General features: G+C 41.7%; 18 protein-coding genes. 14 read left to right on the top strand and 4 right to left on the bottom strand.

Annotation, left to right across the window (positions count from 1 at the left end):
* The first annotated feature begins 10 nt into the window (after positions 1-10).
* The 4 genes from BLU33_RS00310 to BLU33_RS00295 are packed head-to-tail and all read left to right on the top strand — an operon-like array spanning position 11 to position 4,108.
* Entirely contained in the window at positions 11-1,321 is a 1,311-nt protein-coding gene (locus BLU33_RS00310; RefSeq protein ID WP_091367611.1) for a UDP-glucose dehydrogenase family protein, read from the top strand.
* Positions 1,321-2,304 (top strand): UDP-glucuronic acid decarboxylase family protein, encoded by a 984-nt coding sequence (locus BLU33_RS00305; protein ID WP_091367609.1) that lies wholly within the window; start codon positions 1,321-1,323, stop codon positions 2,302-2,304. The genes BLU33_RS00310 and BLU33_RS00305 overlap by 1 nt, the downstream gene beginning before the upstream one ends.
* Positions 2,305-2,307: 3 nt before the next feature.
* On the top strand, positions 2,308-3,333 hold the full coding sequence (gene galE / locus BLU33_RS00300; RefSeq protein WP_091367606.1) for a UDP-glucose 4-epimerase GalE: 1,026 nt from the start codon (positions 2,308-2,310) through the stop codon (positions 3,331-3,333).
* A gap of 31 nt (positions 3,334-3,364) precedes the next feature.
* Complete coding sequence (locus BLU33_RS00295; protein ID WP_091367605.1) at positions 3,365-4,108, top strand: tyrosine-protein phosphatase; 744 nt, start codon at positions 3,365-3,367, stop codon at positions 4,106-4,108.
* Between the two features lie 68 nt (positions 4,109-4,176).
* Here BLU33_RS00295 and BLU33_RS00290 read toward each other — a convergent pair whose 3' ends face one another.
* The 3 genes from BLU33_RS00290 to dapF form a co-directional block, all read right to left on the bottom strand.
* On the bottom strand, positions 4,177-5,418 hold the full coding sequence (locus BLU33_RS00290; protein ID WP_091367602.1) for an ABC transporter permease: 1,242 nt from the start codon (positions 5,416-5,418) through the stop codon (positions 4,177-4,179).
* A gap of 245 nt (positions 5,419-5,663) precedes the next feature.
* Entirely contained in the window at positions 5,664-8,558 is a 2,895-nt protein-coding gene (locus tag BLU33_RS00285) for a DEAD/DEAH box helicase (RefSeq protein WP_091367599.1), read from the bottom strand.
* Positions 8,559-9,340: 782 nt separating this feature from the next.
* Complete coding sequence (gene dapF / locus BLU33_RS00275) at positions 9,341-10,132, bottom strand: diaminopimelate epimerase (protein WP_091367595.1); 792 nt, start codon at positions 10,130-10,132, stop codon at positions 9,341-9,343.
* 190 nt (positions 10,133-10,322) lie between these two features.
* On the opposite strand from dapF, the gene BLU33_RS00270 reads away from it, so the two are divergent.
* The 4 genes from BLU33_RS00270 (at position 10,323) to BLU33_RS00255 (ending at position 16,145) form a co-directional block, all read left to right on the top strand.
* Positions 10,323-11,864, top strand: a complete 1,542-nt coding sequence (locus tag BLU33_RS00270) for a Do family serine endopeptidase (protein WP_091367592.1) — start codon at positions 10,323-10,325, stop codon at positions 11,862-11,864.
* Between the two features lie 290 nt (positions 11,865-12,154).
* The gene (locus tag BLU33_RS00265; protein WP_091367590.1) at positions 12,155-12,967 is read left to right on the top strand and encodes a DUF6515 family protein; all 813 of its coding nucleotides are present in this window, start codon (positions 12,155-12,157) and stop codon (positions 12,965-12,967) included.
* A 358-nt stretch (positions 12,968-13,325) separates the two neighbouring features.
* Positions 13,326-15,200: a PAS domain-containing sensor histidine kinase gene (locus tag BLU33_RS00260; RefSeq protein WP_091367588.1), complete on the top strand. Its 1,875-nt coding sequence runs from the start codon at positions 13,326-13,328 to the stop codon at positions 15,198-15,200.
* Between the two features lie 267 nt (positions 15,201-15,467).
* The gene (locus tag BLU33_RS00255) at positions 15,468-16,145 is read left to right on the top strand and encodes an OmpA family protein (RefSeq protein WP_091367586.1); all 678 of its coding nucleotides are present in this window, start codon (positions 15,468-15,470) and stop codon (positions 16,143-16,145) included.
* 116 nt (positions 16,146-16,261) lie between these two features.
* Here BLU33_RS00255 and BLU33_RS00250 read toward each other — a convergent pair whose 3' ends face one another.
* Positions 16,262-16,792: a YfiT family bacillithiol transferase gene (locus BLU33_RS00250; RefSeq protein WP_091367584.1), complete on the bottom strand. Its 531-nt coding sequence runs from the start codon at positions 16,790-16,792 to the stop codon at positions 16,262-16,264.
* An 83-nt stretch (positions 16,793-16,875) separates the two neighbouring features.
* Between BLU33_RS00250 and BLU33_RS00245 the strand changes: the two genes are divergently transcribed.
* The 6 genes from BLU33_RS00245 (at position 16,876) to nusA (ending at position 23,913) form a co-directional block, all read left to right on the top strand.
* Entirely contained in the window at positions 16,876-18,222 is a 1,347-nt protein-coding gene (locus tag BLU33_RS00245) for an FAD-dependent oxidoreductase (protein WP_091367582.1), read from the top strand.
* 134 nt (positions 18,223-18,356) lie between these two features.
* Positions 18,357-20,735 carry a prolyl oligopeptidase family serine peptidase gene (locus tag BLU33_RS00240; RefSeq protein ID WP_091367580.1) on the top strand — a complete coding sequence of 793 codons (2,379 nt, stop codon included), beginning with the start codon at positions 18,357-18,359 and terminating at the stop codon, positions 20,733-20,735.
* A gap of 311 nt (positions 20,736-21,046) precedes the next feature.
* Positions 21,047-21,313 (top strand): GIY-YIG nuclease family protein, encoded by a 267-nt coding sequence (locus tag BLU33_RS00235; protein WP_197684544.1) that lies wholly within the window; start codon positions 21,047-21,049, stop codon positions 21,311-21,313.
* 292 nt (positions 21,314-21,605) lie between these two features.
* Positions 21,606-22,025 (top strand): hypothetical protein, encoded by a 420-nt coding sequence (locus BLU33_RS00230; protein ID WP_091367575.1) that lies wholly within the window; start codon positions 21,606-21,608, stop codon positions 22,023-22,025.
* Between the two features lie 107 nt (positions 22,026-22,132).
* Positions 22,133-22,597, top strand: a complete 465-nt coding sequence (rimP, locus tag BLU33_RS00225) for a ribosome assembly cofactor RimP (RefSeq protein ID WP_091367573.1) — start codon at positions 22,133-22,135, stop codon at positions 22,595-22,597.
* Positions 22,598-22,677: 80 nt separating this feature from the next.
* Positions 22,678-23,913: a transcription termination factor NusA gene (gene nusA, locus BLU33_RS00220; protein WP_091367570.1), complete on the top strand. Its 1,236-nt coding sequence runs from the start codon at positions 22,678-22,680 to the stop codon at positions 23,911-23,913.
* The last annotated feature ends 32 nt before the right edge of the window (positions 23,914-23,945 follow it).

The raw sequence follows: 23,945 nt of genomic DNA, 5'->3' as shown, positions 1-23,945 counted from the left end.
ATAAACACTTATGAAAATAGCTGTAGTGGGGACCGGGTACGTGGGCCTGGTAACAGGAACATGTTTAGCCGAGACCGGCAACCAGGTGATCTGTGTTGACATCAATGAACAGAAAGTAAAAATGATGCAGGCAGGCCAGTTACCAATATACGAGCCGGGCTTAGAAGTGCTTTTTAACAGGAATATTAATGAAAGCCGGCTACTGTTCACCACTAACCTGGCTGAGGCTATAGCAGAAGCAAAAATCATCTTCCTGGCGCTGCCAACGCCTCCGGGTGGTGATGGCTCAGCAGATTTGAGTTATGTTTTGGGCGCTGCTAAAGATATTGCCGGGTTGATAACCGATTATAAGGTTATCGTTACCAAGTCAACGGTGCCGGTGGGCACAGCCGATAAAGTAACCGCGGTATTAAAAGCCAACACTACAGTAGAATGCGCGGTGGTGTCAAATCCCGAGTTTTTACGCGAAGGTGTAGCGGTAGACGACTTTATGAAACCCGACCGCGTAGTAGTAGGTACTATGGATGAACGCGCCCGCAAGTTAATGGGCGAACTGTACGGCCCATATGTGCGCCAGGGCAACCCTATTATTTTTATGGATGAACGCTCTTCGGAGCTTACAAAATATGCGGCAAACTCTTTCCTTGCTACCAAAATCTCGTTTATGAATGAGGTAGCTAACCTGTGCGAACTGGTAGGCGCTGATGTGGACATGGTAAGAAGAGGTATTGGTTCTGACGATCGTATCGGTAAACGCTTCCTGTTCTCAGGTATTGGTTATGGCGGCAGCTGTTTCCCTAAGGATGTGCAGGCGCTGGAGAAATCAGCAGCCGAGAACAAATACGATTTTAAGATACTGAACGCGGTGATGGATGTAAACCAGATCCAGAAAAAGGTTTTGGTTGAGAAAATGCGCGGCTATTATAAAGATGGATTAAAAGGTAAAAAGTTCGCGTTATGGGGACTGGCCTTTAAACCAGATACCGACGACATTCGCGAAGCACCTGCTTTATATATTATTGAGGAGCTATTGAAAGATGGCGCTACTGTTGTAGCTTTCGATCCCGAAGGTATGCCAAACGTAAAGAAACTGTTAGGCGATAAGATCACTTACGCAGAAAACCGCTATGATGCGCTTAACGGTGCCGACGCGTTGTTGATAATAACCGAATGGCCGGTATTCCGCACACCTGATTTTGATTTTATGAAAGAAAAATTGAAAGCACCTGTTATTTTTGACGGCCGTAACCTGTATGATCTGGAAAGAATGAAAGAATATGGTTTCTATTATAACAGTATAGGCAGAAAAGTAATCGGATAATGGCAACAAGAAAAACAGTATTGATAACCGGTGCTGCCGGTTTCCTGGGTTCGCATCTGTGCGACAGGTTTATTAAGGAAGATTACAAGGTAATCGGCATGGATAACCTGATCACCGGTGACTTGCGGAACATAGAACACCTATTTAAACTGGAGAACTTCGAATTTTATAACCACGATGTTTCCAAATTTGTATACGTACCGGGTGAGCTCGATTATATCCTGCACTTTGCGTCACCCGCAAGCCCGATAGATTATCTAAAGATCCCGATCCAAACCTTAAAGGTAGGTTCATTGGGTACACACAACCTGCTTGGTTTGGCACGTGCCAAAAAAGCAAGGATGCTGATCGCCTCTACATCAGAGGTATACGGTGACCCAAATGTGAATCCGCAGCCCGAAGAATACTGGGGTAACGTAAACCCCGTAGGGCCACGTGGCGTATATGACGAAGCTAAACGTTTTCAGGAAGCCATTACAATGGCTTACCATACTTTCCATGGTTTAGAAACCAGGATAGTAAGAATATTTAACACTTATGGCCCTCGCATGCGGCTGAATGATGGCCGCGTATTGCCCGCTTTTATTGGCCAGGCACTAAGAGGTGAACCATTGACTATTTTTGGCGACGGATCACAAACACGCTCGTTTTGCTACGTAGATGACTTGGTTGAAGGCATATACAGATTGCTGCACAGCGATTATGCACAACCCGTAAATATCGGCAACCCGGATGAGATTACGATAAGGCAGTTTGGCGAGGAGATCATTAAGCTAACAGGTACCGACCAAAAGCTGATCAGCTTGCCATTACCTACAGATGATCCTAAACAAAGGCGCCCGGATATTACCAAGGCTAAAGCCCTGCTGGGTTGGGAACCCAAAGTATCCCGCAGCGAAGGCCTGAAGATCACTTATGAATATTTCAAATCCCTTCCTGAAAAGGAAATTTTACATAAAGATTTCACCTATTATAACAAATAAGCTATGGCTAAAATATTAGTGACCGGTGGTTTAGGTTTTATTGGTTCGCACACAGTTGTTGAACTTGTAAACGCAGGATATGAACCGGTAATTATTGATAATTTATCAAATTCCTCTCCCAAAATATTAGATCAGCTTACAAAGATCATCGGCTTTAAGCCCATTTTTCATAAAATTGATCTTTGCGATGAGCATGCGGTAAAAAAGCTGGCTGAAACTGAGCCCGATGTTGAGGGCATTATCCACTTTGCCGCTTTTAAAGCAGTAGGTGAATCAGTGCACTTACCATTAAAATATTACCGCAACAACTTTTACTCTATGCTTAACCTGCTGGATGCTTATGCCGGCAAACCAATAAATTTTGTGTTTTCATCAAGCTGTACGGTATACGGGCAGCCTGATGTGTTGCCGGTAACCGAAGATGCACCTGTAAAAGCGGCACAATCTCCATATGGCAATACCAAGCAAATAGCTGAAGAAATGCTGAAAGATATGATTGCGGCCGGCAGCGACTACAAAGTGGTATCATTAAGGTATTTTAACCCGGTAGGTGCGCATGATTCAGCATTAATTGGTGAGTTACCTATTGGAGTGCCACAAAATTTAGTACCTTTCATCACCCAAACAGCTATTGGCAAACGCGAAAAATTAACCGTATTTGGCAATGACTACGATACCCCTGATGGTAGTTGCGTGCGTGATTATATCCACGTGGTTGATTTGGCTAAGGCTCATGTTGCCGCGCTTAAATTAATGGAAAAACCAGAATTTACCGGTTATGATGTTTTCAATATCGGAACAGGCGATGGCAGTACAGTATTACAGGTTATTAACACTTTTGAACGCGTTACAGGTGTTAAATTAAGACACGAAATAGGCCCAAGACGTGAGGGGGATGTAGAGAAAGTATGGGGGGATGTAACCAAATCGACAAATAAGCTGCACTGGAAAACAGAACTTAATATTGACGACATGATGGCATCAGCCTGGGAATGGGAGAAATATTTAGCCGAAAACCCTTTAGGCTAATATTTGTTACAGAGCAGATTAAAGGATAATAATGTTTGGTTTATTTAAGAAGAAAAAGAAGTTAAAGAAGCATATAACGTTCAATTATGAATCGATCATGGTTGATATGCATTCACATGTTTTGCCTGGAATTGATGATGGCGCGCAAACTCCTGAAGAATCGATCGTACTGATCAAAAAAATGATGGAGCTGGGTATCAGCAAAATTATTGCTACGCCGCACATAATGGCCGACTTCTATAAGAACACGCCTAAAACCATCGGCGATGCACTTGAAACACTTAAAGCCGAGCTGAAAAAAGAAAATATCGTTATTGATATTGAAACAGCTGCCGAACATTATTTTGATGAGTCGTTTGAAGCCAGTATAAATAACGGCAGCTTAATGACCATGGGCGATAACTATGTGCTTTTTGAGTTCTCATTCATTAGCCTGCCGCCTAATTACATTCCTGTAATACAAAAGATGAGAGACCTTGGCTATAAACCCATTTTGGCACATCCCGAAAGGTATTCATACATGAACCTTGAACAGTACAAAATGCTGCACGACTGGGGCTGCAACTTCCAATTGAATACCATATCGTTAACAGGCTATTATGGCAAGGATATTAAAGCTGCTGCTGAAATGCTGATTGACAATGAGTTGATAGATTTTATATCGAGCGATATGCACCACCCAAGGCATGCTGCCGCGTTCACCGATGCACTGCGCACCAGCTATATTGAGAAACTGCTTTTCAATTATCCGCTTAAAAATATAATGCTAAAATAGAGAGAATCAAGAGTTAAGAGTCAGGAATCAAGACCTTTTTAAAAGTCTTTCTTGACTCTTGAATCTGGCTATTCGTATCTCAATGCCTCAACAGGATCGAGCTTTGAGGCTTTTTTAGCGGGATAGAAGCCCGATAAAAGGCCAATTACAGTACAAACTATCAGTGCCACCACTATCCACAACCAGGGAATAACAAAGCTGCCTTTGGTTAACAGCACAATAAGGTTGCCTATCAGTATCCCAAAAAAGACACCCAAAATACCTCCTATAAGGCATATTACAATGGCCTCAATTAAAAATTGCTTGCGTATAATGGCCGGGGTGGCGCCAATAGCTTTTCTTACGCCTATTTCGCGTGTGCGTTCAGTCACCGAAACCAGCATAATATTCATTAAGCCGATAGATGCGCCAATAAGAGTTATAAAGGCTATAGCCATACCGCCTATGGTCATGCCTTGTATTTGCCCCGATAATTGTTTCTCGATGGAATCGCTGCGGTTAATGTTAAAATTATTATCATTTGATACCCGTAGGTCACGTACATTTCTGAATAATGATGTAGCCTCATCAATAGTGGCATTTACCGCCGTTGGGCTGTTTGCCATAATTGATATGGTAAATGATGGGTTCGAAACCGTATCAATTTGCTTGGCACGCAGCACAGGTATAATGCAGTTTCTATCGCCGGGGCCTATATTTGATGAACCTTTTGTAGCGAATACGCCAATTATCCTGAAACGGTTATTACCTATAAAAATAGATTGGTTAACCGGGTCGACTGTTTTAAAGAAACGTTTTTTTATCTCATCACCAACAATAACCACACTTTGGGCCTGGTCGAGCTCCGCGCTGGAGAAGTTACGGCCCGATGCCAGCTTATAACCGCTAGTCATCAAATAATTTTCATTGGTCCCTGTATATGAAATGTTTGGATTGCTTTTTTTGTTACCATATTTTACAACCGCCGTACCCGACAGGTCGAGATTAACCGAAACCAGTGCGGGTAGCTTAAAAGTCTCCTTAAAACGGGTAGCCTGCTCATAGGTTATAGGCGGGAAAATTTTCCGGTGTCCGCCATTACCAAAACCAAGATCAGAGCCCTGGTTCTCAATAGTAAATGAATTGGCGCCCAGGCCCGCAAATGCCTCGGTAGTTTGTTGTTTAATGCCCTCTATCGCCGTTAAAATACCCACCAGCGCCATAATACCAATGGCAATAATTAAAGCCGTAAGCGCTGTACGCAGCCTGTTACCCTTTATAGAGTTTAATGCTATGGCGATATTTTCTTTGTAAGTGGTTTTTACCGGCATGTAATCAATTTAAAAAACTTGCTGCTATGACTGTGTAAGGTAGCTGTTTGTTACAGTGAAGTTAGTGTTTATTTGTGGGATAATATCACATCTCGTCATTGCGAGGAACGAAGCAATCCCCGACTGTACAGGGCGACCGAGCAAACCCCTCTGTACAGTCGGGGATTGCCGCGTCGTTTCACTCCTCGCAATGACGCTTTTTTATTTGCACATTTGCATATTCGCACATCTGCACATCCGAAATCCTACCTCAAAATCTCCTTAATATCATCAGCAGTAAGCGATTTTATAAAGCTTTCTTCGGTGGTGATCAACGCGCGCGACAGGCTTAGTTTACGTTGCTGCAAGGCCAGTATCTTTTCTTCAACAGAATCTTTGGTGATGAATTTATAGATGAACACATTTTTAGTTTGGCCTATGCGGTGTGTACGGTCGATAGCCTGTTGTTCAACGGCAGGATTCCACCAAGGGTCGAGGATAAATACATAGTCGGCTTCGGTAAGGTTCAGGCCTACGCCACCCGCTTTTATGGATATTAAGAACACCCTTGTTTTCTCATCTTCCTGAAAATGCTTTACAATATCGCCACGGTTCTGCGTGCTGCCATCCAGGTAAGCATACGGGATCTTTTCCTTATCAAAATGCTCCCTGTAAATAGTCAGCTGTTTTACAAACTGCGAAAATATGAGCACTTTATGCCCGCCATCAAGCACGTTAGCCAGCGTATGTACCACGTTCTCAAATTTGCCTGAGTCGCCCTCATACTCGCTATCAATCATAGATGGATGGTTAGCGATCTGCCTTAATTTTATCAGGCCTTGAAGCACCTGTATCTGGGTTTTGGCATAGGTGCCGTCTTCCAGGCTCTTCAGCAGCTCGTTACGGTATTCCGATTTTACCTTTTCATAAACCGATGATTGCTCCTCGCTCATTTTACAATAGAACAAGGTTTCGGTTTTTGGAGGAAGCTCGGTGGCTACCTGCTCCTTGGTACGGCGCAGTACAAATGGTTTTATTAATGCTTGTAATTTGCGGGCCTTGTCTTCGTCTTTTTTCTTTTCAATAGGCGTTACAAACTCATTCTGAAAATACTGCTGTGTACCCAACAAGCCCGGGTTAATGAACGACATCTGCGTCCACAAATCATTAACCGAGTTTTCAACCGGGGTACCGCTGAGTATCAGTTTAAAACGCGACTTAAGCTGCCTTACACACTGGTATGATTTCGACGATGGGTTTTTAATATTCTGGCTTTCATCCAAAATTACATAATCAAAAAAGAAGGAGGTAAGCAGATCAATATCTATCCGGCTGATACCATAGGTAGTGATGATCACATCATAATTACTGAATACTTCCGGCGATTTATAGCGCATGGTACCGGTATGCACCATCAGCCTTAGCTTAGGAGTGAACTTTTTAGCTTCGTTCAACCAGTTATAAATGAGTGAGGTTGGCATAATGATAAGCGAAGTGCTTTTACTATCACCAGCCTCGGTATCTTCCTTATGCTTTTGCAGCAATGCCAGCGTTTGTATGGTTTTACCAAGTCCCATATCATCGGCCAGGCAACCGCCAAAATGATAGTTCTTTAAAAAGTGGAACCAGTTATAGCCTGCCTTTTGGTATGGCCTTAAATTACCTTTAAAATTTTGCGGCAGGGCAATTTCTTCCAACGCTTCAAAATCGGTTAGCTTTTGCAGCTTGCGGGTCATGGTTACATCGGCCAGTTCACTTTCGGCAAGGTCGCTTACCAGGCCAATATGGTGCCTGCGGAGTTTAATATCATCGCCGCCTTCGCTAAAATGCAGCAGGTTGCCATATTGCGAGAACCATTTTTCAGGAATCACCGCTATCTCGCCCGATGGCAGCGTAAATTCCTTTTTATGGTTAAGGATATGATTTTTTAGCTGGATGAACGGTATCCGGTACGGACCAAAATACACCACAGCATAAATATCAAACCAATCGTTGTTCTCTTTAACTTCCAGATCGATCCGGGTTGAGCCGAATACATAGCGCTTCTGGCCCTCCGGCTGTTCAATTACAAAACCAAGCTCCGCAAGCGCATCATGATGAAAGTTCAGCCATTCAAATACCGAGAATGAGTGATCGGCATCTTCATCACTTACCGCTACCTCCAAATTTTGGAATAATGTAGATACTGTTTTTAAACCGAGCTTTTCCAGCTCGTAAAGCTTATTCTTCTCCCAACCTAAAGAGCGTTTTATGCGGTGGAAAACAGGCACATCGCCGTTCAGATCCATACGTACCGAAACATGCCGGCCATCGCCATAAGGAAAAATATATCCTGAATATTTAAAGTTAAGCTGTAGTTGTGATGTGCCACCCTCAATGTATATGGGCTTTAAAATTGGCGTAGCTTCATATTTTTCAGTATTGATAACAAAGCCTTCGGCATATACGCTGTGCTTTTCTATCAGCGGCACAACAAATTTCTCGAAATATGATTTCTCTGACGACCGTGGGATGGCTATATAGCGTTTGTTAAGAAAAGGTAATAGTTTTTTGCCCTCTATCTCCTTATCAAAGTAATACAGCGTGTCCTCAAGCAGCATCCATGCGGGATGATTGCAAATGATCTCCGCCCCCTTAAATATGAACTCAATGCGCATGCCCTGGTATTTGATGGTCGGGAAATACCTGATCTCCACATCATCGCGCCTGAAATGGAACAGTACCGATGCAGGCTCTTCGGCTATATGCAATTTACGCTCGGCAGGGTAGCCCTCCTTACTCATCAGGTAGATCTCTTTATTACCCAGCATGCCCAAAGCTTCGGCCATGCGTTTTTCCATTTTTGGCCTTATGGCATCAAATAGCTGCTCGTTAAATATCTTGGTAAAAAACTCAAACGGACGTATTGGCTTTTTATAGAATTTTTTGATCAGATTCCCCTGCTCTATTTCTTCCAGTATTTTAACGAGCTTCAGATCTGTTTCATCAATACAATGAGCAAACTCTTTGGCGGTATTGGAAAATAAGCGTTGGTGAGTGAGCGAAAATTCGCCATTAGGATTAAGCTGAACTATGTGCGGCTCAATAACAAACGACAGGTATTCATGCTTGGCAATAGCATAAATTATCTGGCAAGGTTTTGTACTGTCGACTCGTAGCATCCTATTTGGTAAAAAATTTATAGAAGCTACATCAACAAAAAATTCAAACGTAATGAGAATTTGCAGTAATTAAAAATGTTTAGTGTTAAATAATTGTAAACAATGAACCAGGGTTTATGGGATTGGATGGATTTACAGGATTTATACAACCGCGCGTCATTGCGAGGCAAGAAACAATCCCCAACTGTACAGAGCGAATTTGTAGATTTGAATGTCTATTGAGTCGCATGGTATCGCTCATAGCCGCTAAGGCCTATTTCTTTTGTCTTGATACAAAAGAAACAAAAAATCAAGACAAAAAGATCCTTCCGCCCACAGGCAAAACACCCAGACCCGCGCTTTTTGTCAGGCCTTTACCCGCTTTTCATTATGGTTCAATTAATGCCCTCATCTTTGGCGAGGGTTGGGTGAACTAGGGTTCTTCCTTCCCCGTCAGTAGAACAGCTTCGGGCGAAATCAGGCAAAACAATGGTGGCCTGGTGTGTGGCAGGGTATAGGAAATTTTTGCAGCGCATGGGGTGGTGAGCGCATTATGGCCGCAAATATTTCCAGCCCAGGTTTTGCCTGGTTTGCAGGGAATGGCCTTGTGCGGCAAAGAAGCCTAATCTACTGACTTGATTTTTTTGGTTACTTTTTGTATCAAGACAAAAAGTGACTTCTTAGCGAAAAGCGATACCATGTGATAAGTAACAACCTTGCATATCCGCTCTGTACAGTCGGGGATTGTTTCTTGCCTCGCAATGACGCGCGGAGGAACAGAGATACGCGAAAGAGAAGAACGATCAGTCCTTCAACACAACATCCCCTTCAAACACTTTTTCAGCAGGACCTTCTAAAAAAATATCAGTAAATGTGTTACCGTCATAATTAAAACGGATGGTGAGATCACCACCCAATACTTTTATGGGAGTAGTTATCTGCCCAGTGATGTTATTATGTTTTGCCATAGCTAATGCAACCGCTGTAACACCAGTGCCGCAGGCAAAGGTTTCATCCTCTACACCACGTTCAAAGGTGCGTACAAAGTAGCCGTTGTCGGTTGGTTCAACAAAGTTGATGTTGATGCCCTCGGCACGGTAAGTATCGTTATTGCGGATGGCGTAGCCTTCTTTATAAACATTTTTATCTTTAAGCCCTTCTGTTAAAGTTACATAATGCGGCGAGCCGGTATTTAATACATAGGCATCATCATCGCTGGTAATGCTGTTAACATCAGTCATTTGCAGGCTTACCCAGTTGCCTTCTGCTGAAATTTTGGCATAATGCGGACCATCAACCGCCAAAAATTCTGTTTCGTCGTCTATAATACCCAGGAACTTCGCGAAAGCTACAATACAGCGACCGCCATTGCCGCACATGCTGCTCGGTTTGCCATCGGCATTGTAATAAACCATCTCAAAGTCGTATCCATCAACATTTTGCAGGAACATGGCACCATCGCCACCGATACCAAAACGGCGATCGCATAAATGCTGTATCAGCCTGGAATTATGATGATTAACAACGTTTTCACGGTTATCAACCATTATAAAATCATTTCCTGCACCCTGGTATTTATAAAACTGTAATTTCACTTAGTTTTTCTGTTGTTATAATTTCTTACAATATTAAAGTAACCGCTTAAAACATCGGTTAGGATAAAGTAAATTTATTTTAACAAATTTTAACAAATTTCCCAATAACATACCATTGCTTCTGCCGTCTATATGGTATTATATTTGAATTACTTAAAAAAATATATTTAAAAAGAAAAGTGAGTAATATATGAAAAAGTTTGGTTTAACATTGTTAGCAGCCTTTATCGGCGGGGGCATAGCCTTGGGTACTTATAAAGTATTTGAGAACAAATACACCGATAACATGACTTTCCAGGAAAAACAGAAGGTTTATTTTGCAAGTAACCCATCGGCTCCTATCACCTCATCAGCCGGCGAGGTTGATTTTACACAAGCAGCAGCGGCAGTAACCCCGGCGGTGGTTTATATCCGTGTTACTTATTCTAACACATCAAGCAACAGCGATCAGGACCAGTTACAACAATTGTTTGGCAACATGTTTGGCCAGCGTGCACAGCCCCAGGGTGTGCAAATGGCATCAGGCTCAGGTGTAATTATTTCGCCCGATGGTTACATTGTCACCAACAACCATGTGGTTGAGAAGGCCGATAAGATCACTGTAAATACTAATGATCACCGTACCTTCCAGGCAAAAGTTATCGGCACCGACCCTAATACCGACCTGGCACTTATAAAAGTTGATGCCAGCAACCTGCCTATTGTAAAATTTGGTAACTCTGATGATGCAAAAGTTGGCGAATGGGTTTTAGCGGTAGGTAACCCTTTTAACTTAACATCAACCGTTACGGCGGGTATTGTTAGCGCCAAGGGCCGAAACATAGGTATCATCGGCAATGAAGACAATCAGGATAATAACCCATTTGGGCGCAGCGGTAATCAGGGCCAACCAAGGGCTGCCAATAAAGCCATTGAATCGTTCATACAAACAGATGCGGCTATCAACCCTGGCAACAGCGGTGGCGCCCTGGTAAATACGAAAGGCGAGCTTATAGGCATTAACGCGGCTATCGCATCACATACTGGCTCATACGAAGGGTATGGCTTTGCTATCCCTATTAATTTAGCTAAAAAGGTATTGAATGATATTGAAAAATATGGCGCGGTTAAACGTGGTTTTGTAGGCGTAAGCTTTACCCAGCTTGATCCGGATGTTGCGCAGACATTGCATATTGATAACACAACTGGCCTGTATGTAAAAGACCTTGTGCATGGCGGCGGTGCCGAAGCAGCAGGTATAAAAGCAGGCGACGTTATTACAAAGGTTGATGGCAGCCCGATCTATGAATCATCAGACCTGCAGGAGCGTGTAGGCGAATTACAGCCCGGCGATAAAGTCCACTTAACTGTATTGCGCGATGGTACTGAGAAAGAATTTACAGTAACACTTAAGGCCGATGCCCCTCCTGCCGTTCGCACAGCTGCTGCTCCGTCAAAGTCGGCAGCGGAGTTGTTCAATAAGCTGGGGGCAAGCTTTATGCCTTTGGATAACAGCCAAAAAGCTAAGTTCCATGTAAAATCAGGTGTAATAGTTACCCAGGTTCGTCCGGGTCGCTTATTTGATGATACCGAGATACCGGTTGGCTCGGTAATTACCAGCATCAACAAAAGCCCTATTGGCAGTGTTGCCGATATGGATAACGCAATCACCAATACCAGAAATGGGTTACTGGTTATATCCGGTGTTTACCCTGATGGTACCAGCTTTAGTAATACCTTCCAGGTACAATAAACATTATTTAACCCTAATTGATTAATAATTGAAGAACCTGGCCCAACAGCCGGGTTTTTCTTTGTAACTTAAATGTTAAAATAGTTAAAAAGTTGATTTTTATGCTTTTAAAACTGCACATTTGTTAGGCAATTAACTATAAATACCAATTAATTTGTGTGCCGCGCAAACTTTGTAAATAATTACAGGAAATTTTAAAATTCCGGTTAAACCTTTACAGCTGTTATTCGTCTAATTACAATTAAAGCGGTTTATACTTTATAAATAAAAACACTGTTTTATATCATATTATGAAAAGGTTATATAAATATGCATCCGGATTATTTTTAACCGGATTACTTTCCGTAGCAGTTATTTCAACTGCCAGTGCTCAGCACGGCGGCGGTGGCGGCGGCTTTCATGGTGGAGGCGGCGGCGGTAGTGTTCATTCCTATAGTGGTGGTTTTAGCAACAGCGGCGCTCACGCCTATAGTGGTGCTCGTAGCAATAATGCAGCTGTAGTTGCCCACCGTGCTTATGGTGGCGCTTACGGCTACAATCGTGGCGGTTATTACAGATCTGGCTATGGTTATTATGGCTACCCGCACCTGGGCTTTTATTTAGGCGTATTGCCTTTTGGCTATTACCCTTTTTATTGGGGTTCTGACCTGTATTATTATTATGGCGGTGTATTCTACAGCCCATATGATGGCGGCGGATACCAGGTTACTACACCTCCGATAGGAGCTGCGGTACCAAGCCTGCCTGATGGTGCAAAATCAATAATGATTGATGGCCAGCAATTTTATGAACTGAACGGTGTATATTTTAAGACAGTGGTAAACGACCAGGGTAAAAAAGTATTTGTAGTTGCCGGCAGGGATGGTGTTTTAAATACTGCTGACAGCACCGTTAGCCCCGACCAAACTGCTGCACCGCAAGTTGGTGATATAGTAAATGAGTTGCCTGATAACTGTCGTAAGGTATCATTAAACGGCAAAAAATATTATGTATCTCCCAATGGTATTTATTACCAGCCATATGTTGATGGTAATGGCAACACCGGCTACCGTATAGCAAGTGTGCCTGATAATAATGATAACGATAACGACCAGGAGAACTAATCTCCCGGCGTAATAAAAAGAATAAATAAAAGCCGCATATACGGGTTAAATTATTAACCCGTATATGCGGCTTTTTTAATAAGAAAAACTTTCCCGTTGATTTATTGAAGATAAAGCAATAGTTAATTTTACATGAAATGACTAATATTCTTAAATAACTGTTTATCTTTAAATTATGTATTAATAAAATATTAATATATAAGCATTATCACAGTTGAAATGTAAAACCTTAAAACTATTTTTTTTTAAAAAAATCATAATTTTAACAGCTACACATATACCCCTAATTATATATAACCTATGAAACTTTTATAATAACATGCTAAAAAAATAACATTAAAAGAAAAAACTGCGTAACATGTCAGTTAGTATTCAGAGTAACAGTATACAAAAACAGGAAGACCCCTATCCGGAACTAATGGCGTTCTTTAGCGCTATCGACGAAGTTTTTTTCTCTACTGATTTTATTGATTCAAGAGTTATACGGATATCCGATTCCTGTGAAAAACTATTTGGCTATAAGGCCGATGATTTTTTGGATGATCTGCAGCTATGGCTACGATTGGTACATCCCGAGGACAGGCATATTGTTGCCAATCAAAACGACCTGTTGCAAAAAGGTGAAATTGTAAATAGCCAGTATCGAATAATCCACAAAGATAATACGATCAGATGGGTTGAAAAAAAGCTCTCACCCATATTAGATGAAGCAGGTAATTTAATAAGTTTTAATGGTGTTATAAGAGATATAACCGCGCGGAAAGAAGAAGATGAGAATCACAGAAAAAGCGAAGCTATGTACCGGCGCATTGTTGAAACTGCGCAGGAAGGTATATGGACCATTGATGAAAACGAAAAAACAAATTTCGTTAATAAGAAAATAGCTGAGATACTTGGCTACACACAGCAAGAAATGCTAGGTAAAGGCCTTTATGATTTTATGGATGAGGAAGGCAAAGCCTATGCTATTGCCTGCATGGAAAGAAGGCGTGCCGGTGCAAAGGAAAAACTGGACATAAGATACGTTACAAAAGCCGGGAATAACGTATGGACAAACATATCCGCCAACCCTATTTTTGATGAAGCCGGTAATTATAAGGGCGCGCTTGCCATGGTAACAGATATAACCGACCGGAAAGCTGATGAAGAGGCCCTTAAAAAATCGGAAGCAAACCTTCGTACTATTTTTGATAATACCGATACAGCATATATTTTAATTGACACCAAATTAAGGATCGTTTCCTTTAACATGCTGGCCCAAAAATATTCCGAACAAAACAACGATATCCCGCTTGAAATTAATAAGCCCATAAAAAAATATTTCCGCCCGGGCCGATGGCCAGCCATCCAACAATATATTGATAAAGTTGCCAAGGGAGAGGCCATTAGCTATGAATTGAACCTCCCCGAAAAAAATGGAAATGCAAAGTGGTATCAAGTACGCTGGGTGAGTGTAAAAAACACTGAGGGGAAAAACTGGGGCTTTATTTTAGCCAATAAAGATATTACTGAGGCAAAGAATGCCACTCTTGAACGCGAAAGAATAATTGCAGACCTTATACAGCATAATAATGACCTTAAACAATTTACCTATATAGTATCGCATAACTTGCGTGCACCGGTTGCCAATATTATTGGTCTTACGGATATATTGGTAGAGGATGACCTTGAAGCTGATGTAAGACAGGAAATCACAAACAGGGTTTCTATATCCGTAAAAAATATCGATGTTGTGATAAAGGACCTGAATCATATTTTACAGGCCAGGGCAATTAACGAGAAAAAAGAAACCGTGTATTTTGCAAAGCTTGTAAAAAGCATTAAAACAAGCATTTATACGGCTGATCAGAACGAAGAAATACAGTTTAATTGTGCATTTAATGAGGTTGAATCGATCTTTACCATCCGCAGTTATGCTTATAGCATTTTTTATAACCTTGTATCAAACAGCATAAAATATTGCCGTCAGGGAGTGCCGCCGCTTATCAATATCAGCAGCCATAAATTAGCTAATAAGATTGAGTTGCGTTTTAAAGATAATGGCAAAGGTATTGATCTTAAAAAGAACGGCAACCAGGTATTTGGTTTGTATAAACGCTTTGATACCTCTACCGAAGGCAAGGGCATGGGGCTGTTTATGGTAAAAACTCAGGTTGAAGCACTCGGCGGCACCATTGAAATAAAAAGTAAAGTAGGCGAAGGCACTGAATTTATCATACAATTCAGCTTGTAATCGATATGGCTACTGCATAATCAATCGTTTTTTATTTGTGCTGTGTATTATTTTTTGGTTTTTGTACTAAAAACAAACCAGTGTGTTTTTTTGTGTTTTTTAATAGCTGCAATATCTCCGGGCCTATTTTCCCAGATATTAAAAAAATGTTTTTAAAGTAATAAATATTATATAATAAGGCTTAATAATATCAGTAATATTTGAATAAGTTTGTTTGGCATTTGCTTTGTAAAATATTTGTAACAAATAAAATCCATATTTAATAAGATGAAAGTATTAAGAAACAGGATAGCTGTATTAAGCATAGCTATTGCGATGCTCGGTATTTTAGGTACAGGCTGCGACTCATTCACCAAAACACAAAAAGGCGCAGCCATAGGCGTAGGTGCCGGTGGCACTGTAGGCGCTTTAATTGGTCACGCTGCGGGTAATACTGCACTAGGCGCTATTATAGGCGGCGCGGTAGGTGGCACTGCTGGTGCATTCATCGGTAAAAAAATGGATAAACAGGCTGCCGAGATCAAGCAAACAGTACCAGGCGCTACCGTAACACGCCAGGGCGAAGGCATATTGGTAAAATTTGATTCAGGTATATTGTTTGATATTGACAAGGCCGATGTAAAACCTAGTGCATTAACCAACCTGCAAAACCTGGCCACATCAATGCAGCATAACCCCGAAACAAACATTTCAGTTATAGGTCATACCGACAGCACCGGTACCGCCGAACATAATATGGATCTTTCCATCCGCAGGGCCCAGTCAGTAAAAGCAATTATTGTTGCCGATGGCGTAAACGGATCACGCTTAACAACTGTAGGCAAAGGTGAAACTGAACCTATAGCAAGCAACAGCACAGCTGATGGCCGCGCGCAAAACCGCCGTGTTGAAATAGTTATTGTAGCCAATGACCAAATGAAGAACCAGGCTCAAAGCGGTCAATAAAAAATAAAGACAAGAGATAAGGAAGCCCTTGCTATTTGATAGCAAGGGCTTTGTTTTTTGAATATAGCTCTTTCCAAAAGCGTCATTGCGAGGTACGAAGCAATGACACGTTGATATTAAAGGTCAAATTTCTTAACCGTTTCAGTTATATGTGCCAAATGGTGCTTACCATGCCATGAGTAGGTTCCCAAAAATTTCTTAAGCGGAATGGTTTCACCTGATTCCGGGTGAATAAAACTACGGTTCCATTCATCCTCGGTAAAACTCTCCAATATGGCAGCCCAGTGGCTATGAATACCCTCCAGTAGCCGTAATGATGATTCAACAGGCAGGCGATAATCCGGCAATAATGCCCAATGCGCTTCTTCATAGGGCTTTATTGTTGGTTTATCTTCTGTTAGCGCAAGCTTAAGGCGCATAAGCGCGTTCATATGGCTATCGGCAACATGGTGCACAACCTGGCGCAGTGTCCAGCCGCCGGTACGGTATGGCGTATCCAGTTGTTTTTCATTTAAGCTGATAACAGCCTGGCGCAGCAGGCCGGGCAGCACCTTAATATCGTTTATCCAACGCCTGAAGTCATCGGTAGTATAAGATGCCGGCGGACTGAATTTCCCCACAGGGTATTTCATTTGTTCATCTGTCATATGATCATAAAAAAAATTAAATTAGGGATTATTTTAATGTTCAGCAAGCATTAAAGTATTTTAGCGTTTGTATCCCTACATAAATGATAAAAAAAATAGCCGTTTTATTACTCGTTTTTAATTGCAGCATCAGCTACGCGCAAAGCATTAAAACCGATGTACTGGTAATAGGCGGCGGCCTAAGCGGCGTTGCAGCGGCTATACAAAGTGCCAGGAGCAAGGTGAAAACGGTACTGATTGAACGTGATTCAATATTATGTAATAATCTATCAGGAAAAGCGATGGAGTATGTGTTAGCCGATCGTAACTCACCATCGGGTATATGGGATGAATTCCGCAAACATGTTGTTGATCGTTACCACAAAACACCGGGATATGATACTATTTATAATGACCCCTTAAAGCTGGAGCCCAGTATAGGTGCAGCAATATTAGCCAACATTGCTGATACTGTTAAGAATCTCAGCATCGAATTAAATACATCCTTCACAAATATTGTAAAAGACGGCGACCGTTGGCAAGTGACTGTCACTCAAAATGGTAAAATCAAGACCATAAAAGCAAGGATTTTAATTGATGCCACTGAAAAGGGCAGTGTAATAGCAAAAGCCGGAGCTACTTATGTTAGTAATGATGAATGGAAAATTAATGATGGTACAAATGCATACCGTACCTCAATAGCTATGGGAAGCTTTAGACCTTACCGACCTTTAGATACCTCACAATATAAATTCACTTATATACCATCACCCGAATACTGTATACCTATCAGGGATTTTTTAGCGAAGGGTGTAGATAATTTATTGGTAGCAGGCAAACAATGGCGCCAACCAACCAATCCCTTTACCTATTTACGTGCTAATTTAAACCTTGGGCAGGCTGCGGGAGTTATAGCTGCTTATTGCGCTTTTTACAAAACCACAACTGCAAACTTAAATGTAAGGTTAATTCAGGGCGAACTGCTCGACTTTAAAAGTTGTCTGCTCCCTTTTGATGATATAGGTGTGGATCCTTATTGGCGGGCTATACAACAGATATGCGCTACGGGTATGCTCAAAGGTGTAACAGAGGAACGGGAGCATCATTATGTATATACGGTGTTATTTATGCCGGATTCCATTGTTACCACAGCCGAGATAAAACCAGTTCTGCTGGAAACCTATACCCGGGCATTCCTTTGGTTTAATGCCAACAAGCTTGACAAGCAATTCACCGTTGGCAACCTGCTGTCATTCATCAGCGAGTTAACATTAACCGAACCTGATAACGTAAGGAAAAGCATGAGCCGCGACTGGAACTCGCTATATCACTTCACCTCCAAATTTGATATGAACCGCCCCATAACCCGCCGTGAGTTTGCAATTTTAGCCAACAAGTTTTTGAACCCTTTTGCGAGGACGGTTGATTTGAATGGGCGGTTGGTAAATTAGGAACATATTTGTAACAATCCAATTCCTGAAATACTAATATAACCAAAACTACTATATTTGGATGGCTTGATCTTCTTGATTAGGAAAACCAATCACCTTATCAACCCAATCAACTACTTAACTGACCACCATCAATGAAAAAAACCTTTACGCTCCTTTTACTGGCTGCTTGCACAAATTCCTTCGCGCAAAAGCTGGATACCCTTACCATTGAAAAAATAATGCGCGACCCAAAATGGATCGGCACGGCACCATCCGGTATCCATTGGGATGATGACAGCAAAAAGATCTATTTTAACTGGAACCCGCAAAATGAGGATAGGGACGCGCTTTACTATATCACCACCAACAACACCGACCCCGAAAAAGTAACGCTCGATGAAAAGCGCGCCATTGTGCCCCAATACGGTAAATGGAATAAAAGTCACACCAAAAAAGTATACGTTAAAAACGGCGATATCTTTATTGAAGATATAAAAGCCAGTAAAATAACCCAGCTAACCAGTACTGGCGACAGAGAAAATAACCCAACCTTCAGCGGTGATGAAAGTAAAGTTTTATTTACGCGTGGCAACAACGTGTTTGCCCTTAAACTGAATGGCAGCGAATTAATACAGCTCACCAATTTTGTAAAAACACCTGCCAAAAAAGATGATGACGGCAGTGATGATACCGAACAGGCCAAATGGCTTAAACAGCAGCAACTGGAACTGTTCGACATCATCAAAGTAAAAGACAAGGACGATAAGGCAGCAGCAGCCGACCGTAAGGCTTTGCAAACAAAAAAAATGAAGGAGCTGGTTACCGGCGACAAGGATGTGGACAATGTAGAGGTTAGTCCGGATGGGCGATATGTTACTTACCGCCTCATTAAATCTGCTGATGAAAAAAATGGTATAGTGCCTGATTATGTTACGGCAAGCGGGTATACGGAAGATATTCCTAACCGTACCAAAGTTGGTGGTCCGCAGGCTACGGCTGAGTCGTTTGTTTATGATACGCAGCGCGATTCTGTTTATAAGATCAGCACCAAAAATATTCCTGGCATAAAAGACCTGCCCGATTATGTAAAAGATTACCCTGCTGAACTGGCAGAACGCACTAAATTAAATAAGGACAGGGACGTAATAGTTAACGGCCCGGTCTGGAGCCAGGATGGCAAATACGCGCTGGCAGTAGTTACCGCAATTGATAATAAGGACCGCTGGATAATGCAGCTCGACCCGCATAGCGGTGCTTTAACGTTGCTGGATCGCCAGCACAACGACGCCTGGGTAGGCGGCGGCGCGCCGGGTATTGAAGATGAATGGTATTCAACCGGCGCTATCGACTGGATCGATAATACCCATTATTATTACCAGAGCGAAGCCAGCGGCTACTCGCATATTTATGTGGCTGATATCACCAGTGGTGATAAAAAACAACTCACCAGCGGTAAATGGGAAGTGCAAAACCTGCAGCTATCAAACGATAATAAAACATTCTATTTTAACGCCAACATTAATCATCCCGGCGATCTGCAATTTTATAAACTCTTGGTAAGCGGTGGTAAACCAATAAGGTTAACCTCTATGAAAGGCTATAATAATGTTGATCTTTCTCCTGATGAAAAATGGCTGGCTATACGTTATTCCTATACCAACAAGCCATGGGAATTATACCTGCAAGCCAATAAGCCGAGAGCAAAGCCGGTACAGATCACCAATTCAACCAGTAAGGAGTTTAATTCCTATGCCTGGCGGGATGCACCTATCGTAACCTTTAAAAACCGTTATGGCAGCGATGTTTACGCCCGTTTATACGTGCCTAAAAATCCGGACCCGGCTAAACCGGCGGTAATATTTGTGCATGGCGCAGGCTACCTGCAAAATGTCACCTACTCCTGGAGCTATTATTTCCGCGAGTTTATGTTCAACAACATGCTTACCGATAATGGCTATACCGTACTCGATATCGACTACACTGGCAGCGCAGGCTACGGCCGCGATTGGCGTACAGGCATCTACCGCCATATGGGGGGCAAGGACCTAAGCGATCAGGTTGATGGCGCTAAGTTTTTGGTTGATAATTATGGCGTTAACCCCAAACACATAGGTATTTACGGCGGCTCATACGGTGGCTTCATGACTTTGATGGCCGTGTTCACCGCACCGGATGTATTTACCTCGGGTGCAGCTATCCGTTCGGTAACCGATTGGGCACATTATAACCACGAATACACTGCCAATATCTTAAATGAGCCTTATAATGATGAAAAGGCCTATCGTTTAAGCTCACCTATCTATTTTGCAAACGGCCTAAAAGGCAACCTGCTGATGCTGCATGGCATGGTTGATCAGAATGTTAACTTCCAGGATATTGTACGCCTAACCCAAAAACTCATCGAACTGCATAAAGACAATTGGTGGCTCGCCCCATACCCGGTTGAGGACCACGCCTTTGAACAACCGAGCAGCTGGGCCGATGAGTATAAGCGGATCTATAAGTTATTTAATGAAACGTTAAAAAAGTAGTTTATAGCCCATATATCACCGCCCGTCATCCCGAACTTGTTTCGGGATCTCACAGGATGAGCAAGTTGCTTGGTTTAAACCTGCTTGGCGTAAACTTAGCATGTGGGATGCTGAAACAAGTTCAGCATGACTTGACTTTTTCAAACCGTCATCCCGAACTTGTTTCGGGATCCCACAGGATGAGCGGATTGCTTGGTTTACACCTGAAAGATGTACACCAAGCATGTGGGATGCTGAAACAAGTTCAGCATGACGGAAGATTTTAACTATTAGAAAAAAGTATGCTATTAAAACAAGGCCACATATACATTATGTCGAACCAATATCGAACAACATTTTATATCGGTGTAACCAGCGACCTTGAATCAAGAGTATGGCAACATGTTAATGGCGAAGGGTCAGCGTTTGTAAAAAAGTATAAGCTTTATGATTTGGTATTTTATGAATACTTCGAAAGAATTACTGATGCTATTGACCGGGAAAAGCAATTGAAAAATTGGCATAAGGATTGGAAAATCAAGTTAATTCAATCAATGAATCCTGAAATGAAAGATTTAAAAGATCAATTAAAAACATAAAATCTCACTAACTGCCCGTCATCCCGAACTTGTTTCGGGATCTCATAGGACGAGCAACTTGCTTGGCTTATACTTGAAAGATGTACACTAAGCATGTGGGATGCTGAAACAAGTTCAGCATGACTTAATTTTATTTCCCTATCCAATCAACAGTTTTCAGCAACGACCTATAGCTATGTCTCATTAAATCATTCATCCAAAGCAATTTAACCTTAAAACAGCCTATTACAAGTTTTAATTTTTTATTATCACAAATCATAGCAACTTTGTTATAGTATCCTGTCCCAAAAAAATGAAAAAAGCCGCGCTGTTATTATTGCTCATCTGTTTGGGTTGTACCTCAAAACCTAAACTGCCCGTTGTACGCATCGGTCTTATTAATAATAACCGCTCGCTCAAATTCACCGGGCTGGATTACAACACCGTACAGGAAATAAATCAGGATACCTCAACTGCCAACTGGCAAAGTTTAATCCCCGTTTACCGCATGCCCGCTGATACCGATATGATAGATTTTCAGAAGCCGCAGCCCGGCAAATACCTGGTTACTGATAGCACAGTTGTATTTACGCCTGATACGCCATTCCTGAATCACCAAACCTATTTTGCACGCTATTATCACTATGCACAAGGCAGCAGCATATGGGAGGATATTAAGCAGCACAAAAAATTAGGTAAACCCACATATACAGATTTGATTTTTAAGCAATAACCGCTTTGCAACTCTAATAAAATTTAGTATATTTGCATCCAAATTAAAATCGAGGGGGCGCTTAGCCCCCTCTTTTAGTTTATCAATCAAATTATCAAACACAGGTAATGAATATTGAAAAAAGAGTAAAAGAACTGGTTGAAGAAAAGATTGCCGACAGGCCCGATCTGTTTTTAGTGGATGTAAAAATGCACTCCAACGGAAAACTGATCATTTTGGTTGATGGCGATAAAGGTATTGGGATTAGCGATTGTGTGGCCATAAGCAGGCATGTAGGCTTTCATCTGGAAGAAGAAAGTGTTATTGAAACCGCTTATAATTTAGAGGTTTCATCACCCGGGATTGATACGCCGCTCACATTATTACGCCAATACGCAAAAAATATAAACCGCGATCTGGCTATTAAAATGGCCGATGGCACCAAAAGAGAAGGTAAGCTAAGCTCCATAACAGAGGACGCGATACTGATTGAAGAAAAAATAAAGGAAAAGGGAAAAAAGGCTGAAGTAATTGAAAGCGTTATCCCTATTAATCAAATAACAGAAACAAAAGTTTTAATATCATTCAAGTAGGAACCATCATGAGCTGCCACATAAAACAACAAGCTCATGATAGCTTCATTACCTTGTAAGAACAAACAATTTAATGAAAAATGAGCAATATTAATTTAATTGATTCTTTTCAGGAATTTAAAGATTTCAAAAACATCGACAGGCCAACCATGATGAGCGTTCTTGAGGACGTTTTCAGGAGCATGATCCGTAAAAAATACGGTAACGATGAGAATTGCGATGTGATTGTAAACACAGATAACGGTGACCTTGAAATTTGGCGCACACGTGTGGTTATGGAAGATGGCTTCTCTGAAGATGATGACCTGGAAATTGAATTGGCTGAGGCAAAGAAACTGGATGCAGACCTGGAAGTAGGTGACGAGTACATTGAGCAGATAACGCTTGAGAGTTTCGGTCGCCGCGCTATACTTGCTGCACGCCAAACACTTGTTTCTAAGATTTTAGAACTTGAAAAGGACGAAATTTTCAAAAAATATAAAGACCGTGTTGGTGAGATCGTAACCGGCGAAGTTTACCAGGTTTGGAAAAAGGAAACTTTGGTATTGGATGATGAAGGCAATGAGCTTTTATTACCAAAATCAGAGCAGATACCTGCCGATTACTTTAAAAAAGGCGATAGCGTAAAAGCTGTTGTAAGTAAGGTAGATATGCTGAACAGCAATCCAAAGATCATCATTTCACGTACAGCGCCTGAGTTTTTACAGCGCTTATTTGAATTGGAAGTTCCCGAAATTTTTGACGGTTTAATCACTATCAAGAAAATTGTTCGTGAACCAGGAGAGCGCGCTAAGGTAGCGGTTGAATCATATGACGATCGTATTGACCCGGTTGGTGCCTGCGTAGGTATGAAGGGATCACGCATACACGGTATAGTACGTGAGTTGAAAAACGAAAATATCGACGTTATCAACTACACCAATAACTTACAGTTGTATATTCAGCGTGCTTTATCGCCTGCTAAAATCACTTCTATTAAGTTAGATGATGAGAAAAAAACAGCGGCGGTTTACTTAAAACCTGATCAGGTTTCATTAGCAATCGGCCGTGGCGGTCATAACATTAAACTGGCAGGTAAACTTACAGGTTATGAAATAGATGTTTACCGCGAGGCTGATGAGCAGGATGAAGATGTGGATATCGAAGAATTCTCAGACGAAATTGATAGCTGGATCCTTGATGAATTTAAACGCATTGGTTTGGATACAGCAAAATCAGTACTGGCATTAACTGTTGGCGAATTGGTTAAACGTACCGATTTAGAAGAAGAAACAGTTAAAGAAGTGTTATCAATACTGCAAGCTGAGTTTGAATAAAGATAAAAGCAAAATTAAAATCGTATTTTTGC

This window comes from Mucilaginibacter mallensis, from assembly GCF_900105165.1.
In the GTDB taxonomy this organism is placed as follows: Bacteria; Bacteroidota; Bacteroidia; order Sphingobacteriales; family Sphingobacteriaceae; genus Mucilaginibacter; species Mucilaginibacter mallensis.
Note: the sequence above shows the minus strand (reverse complement) of the source record. Positions and strands in the feature narration are given on the sequence as shown.

Coding starts and splice junctions, on each gene's coding strand:
- nusA (WP_091367570.1), top strand. CDS start 22,678: ATGAGCAATATTAATTTAATTGATTCTTTTCAGGAATTTAAAGATTTC.
- BLU33_RS00250 (WP_091367584.1), bottom strand. CDS start 16,792: ATGACAGATGAACAAATGAAATACCCTGTGGGGAAATTCAGTCCGCCG.
- BLU33_RS00255 (WP_091367586.1), top strand. CDS start 15,468: ATGAAAGTATTAAGAAACAGGATAGCTGTATTAAGCATAGCTATTGCG.
- BLU33_RS00260 (WP_091367588.1), top strand. CDS start 13,326: ATGTCAGTTAGTATTCAGAGTAACAGTATACAAAAACAGGAAGACCCC.
- BLU33_RS00230 (WP_091367575.1), top strand. CDS start 21,606: ATGAAAAAAGCCGCGCTGTTATTATTGCTCATCTGTTTGGGTTGTACC.
- BLU33_RS00270 (WP_091367592.1), top strand. CDS start 10,323: ATGAAAAAGTTTGGTTTAACATTGTTAGCAGCCTTTATCGGCGGGGGC.
- BLU33_RS00235 (WP_197684544.1), top strand. CDS start 21,047: ATGTCGAACCAATATCGAACAACATTTTATATCGGTGTAACCAGCGAC.
- BLU33_RS00240 (WP_091367580.1), top strand. CDS start 18,357: ATGAAAAAAACCTTTACGCTCCTTTTACTGGCTGCTTGCACAAATTCC.
- BLU33_RS00285 (WP_091367599.1), bottom strand. CDS start 8,558: ATGCTACGAGTCGACAGTACAAAACCTTGCCAGATAATTTATGCTATT.
- BLU33_RS00295 (WP_091367605.1), top strand. CDS start 3,365: ATGTTTGGTTTATTTAAGAAGAAAAAGAAGTTAAAGAAGCATATAACG.
- BLU33_RS00290 (WP_091367602.1), bottom strand. CDS start 5,418: ATGCCGGTAAAAACCACTTACAAAGAAAATATCGCCATAGCATTAAAC.
- galE (WP_091367606.1), top strand. CDS start 2,308: ATGGCTAAAATATTAGTGACCGGTGGTTTAGGTTTTATTGGTTCGCAC.
- rimP (WP_091367573.1), top strand. CDS start 22,133: ATGAATATTGAAAAAAGAGTAAAAGAACTGGTTGAAGAAAAGATTGCC.
- BLU33_RS00310 (WP_091367611.1), top strand. CDS start 11: ATGAAAATAGCTGTAGTGGGGACCGGGTACGTGGGCCTGGTAACAGGA.
- BLU33_RS00245 (WP_091367582.1), top strand. CDS start 16,876: ATGATAAAAAAAATAGCCGTTTTATTACTCGTTTTTAATTGCAGCATC.
- BLU33_RS00265 (WP_091367590.1), top strand. CDS start 12,155: ATGAAAAGGTTATATAAATATGCATCCGGATTATTTTTAACCGGATTA.
- BLU33_RS00305 (WP_091367609.1), top strand. CDS start 1,321: ATGGCAACAAGAAAAACAGTATTGATAACCGGTGCTGCCGGTTTCCTG.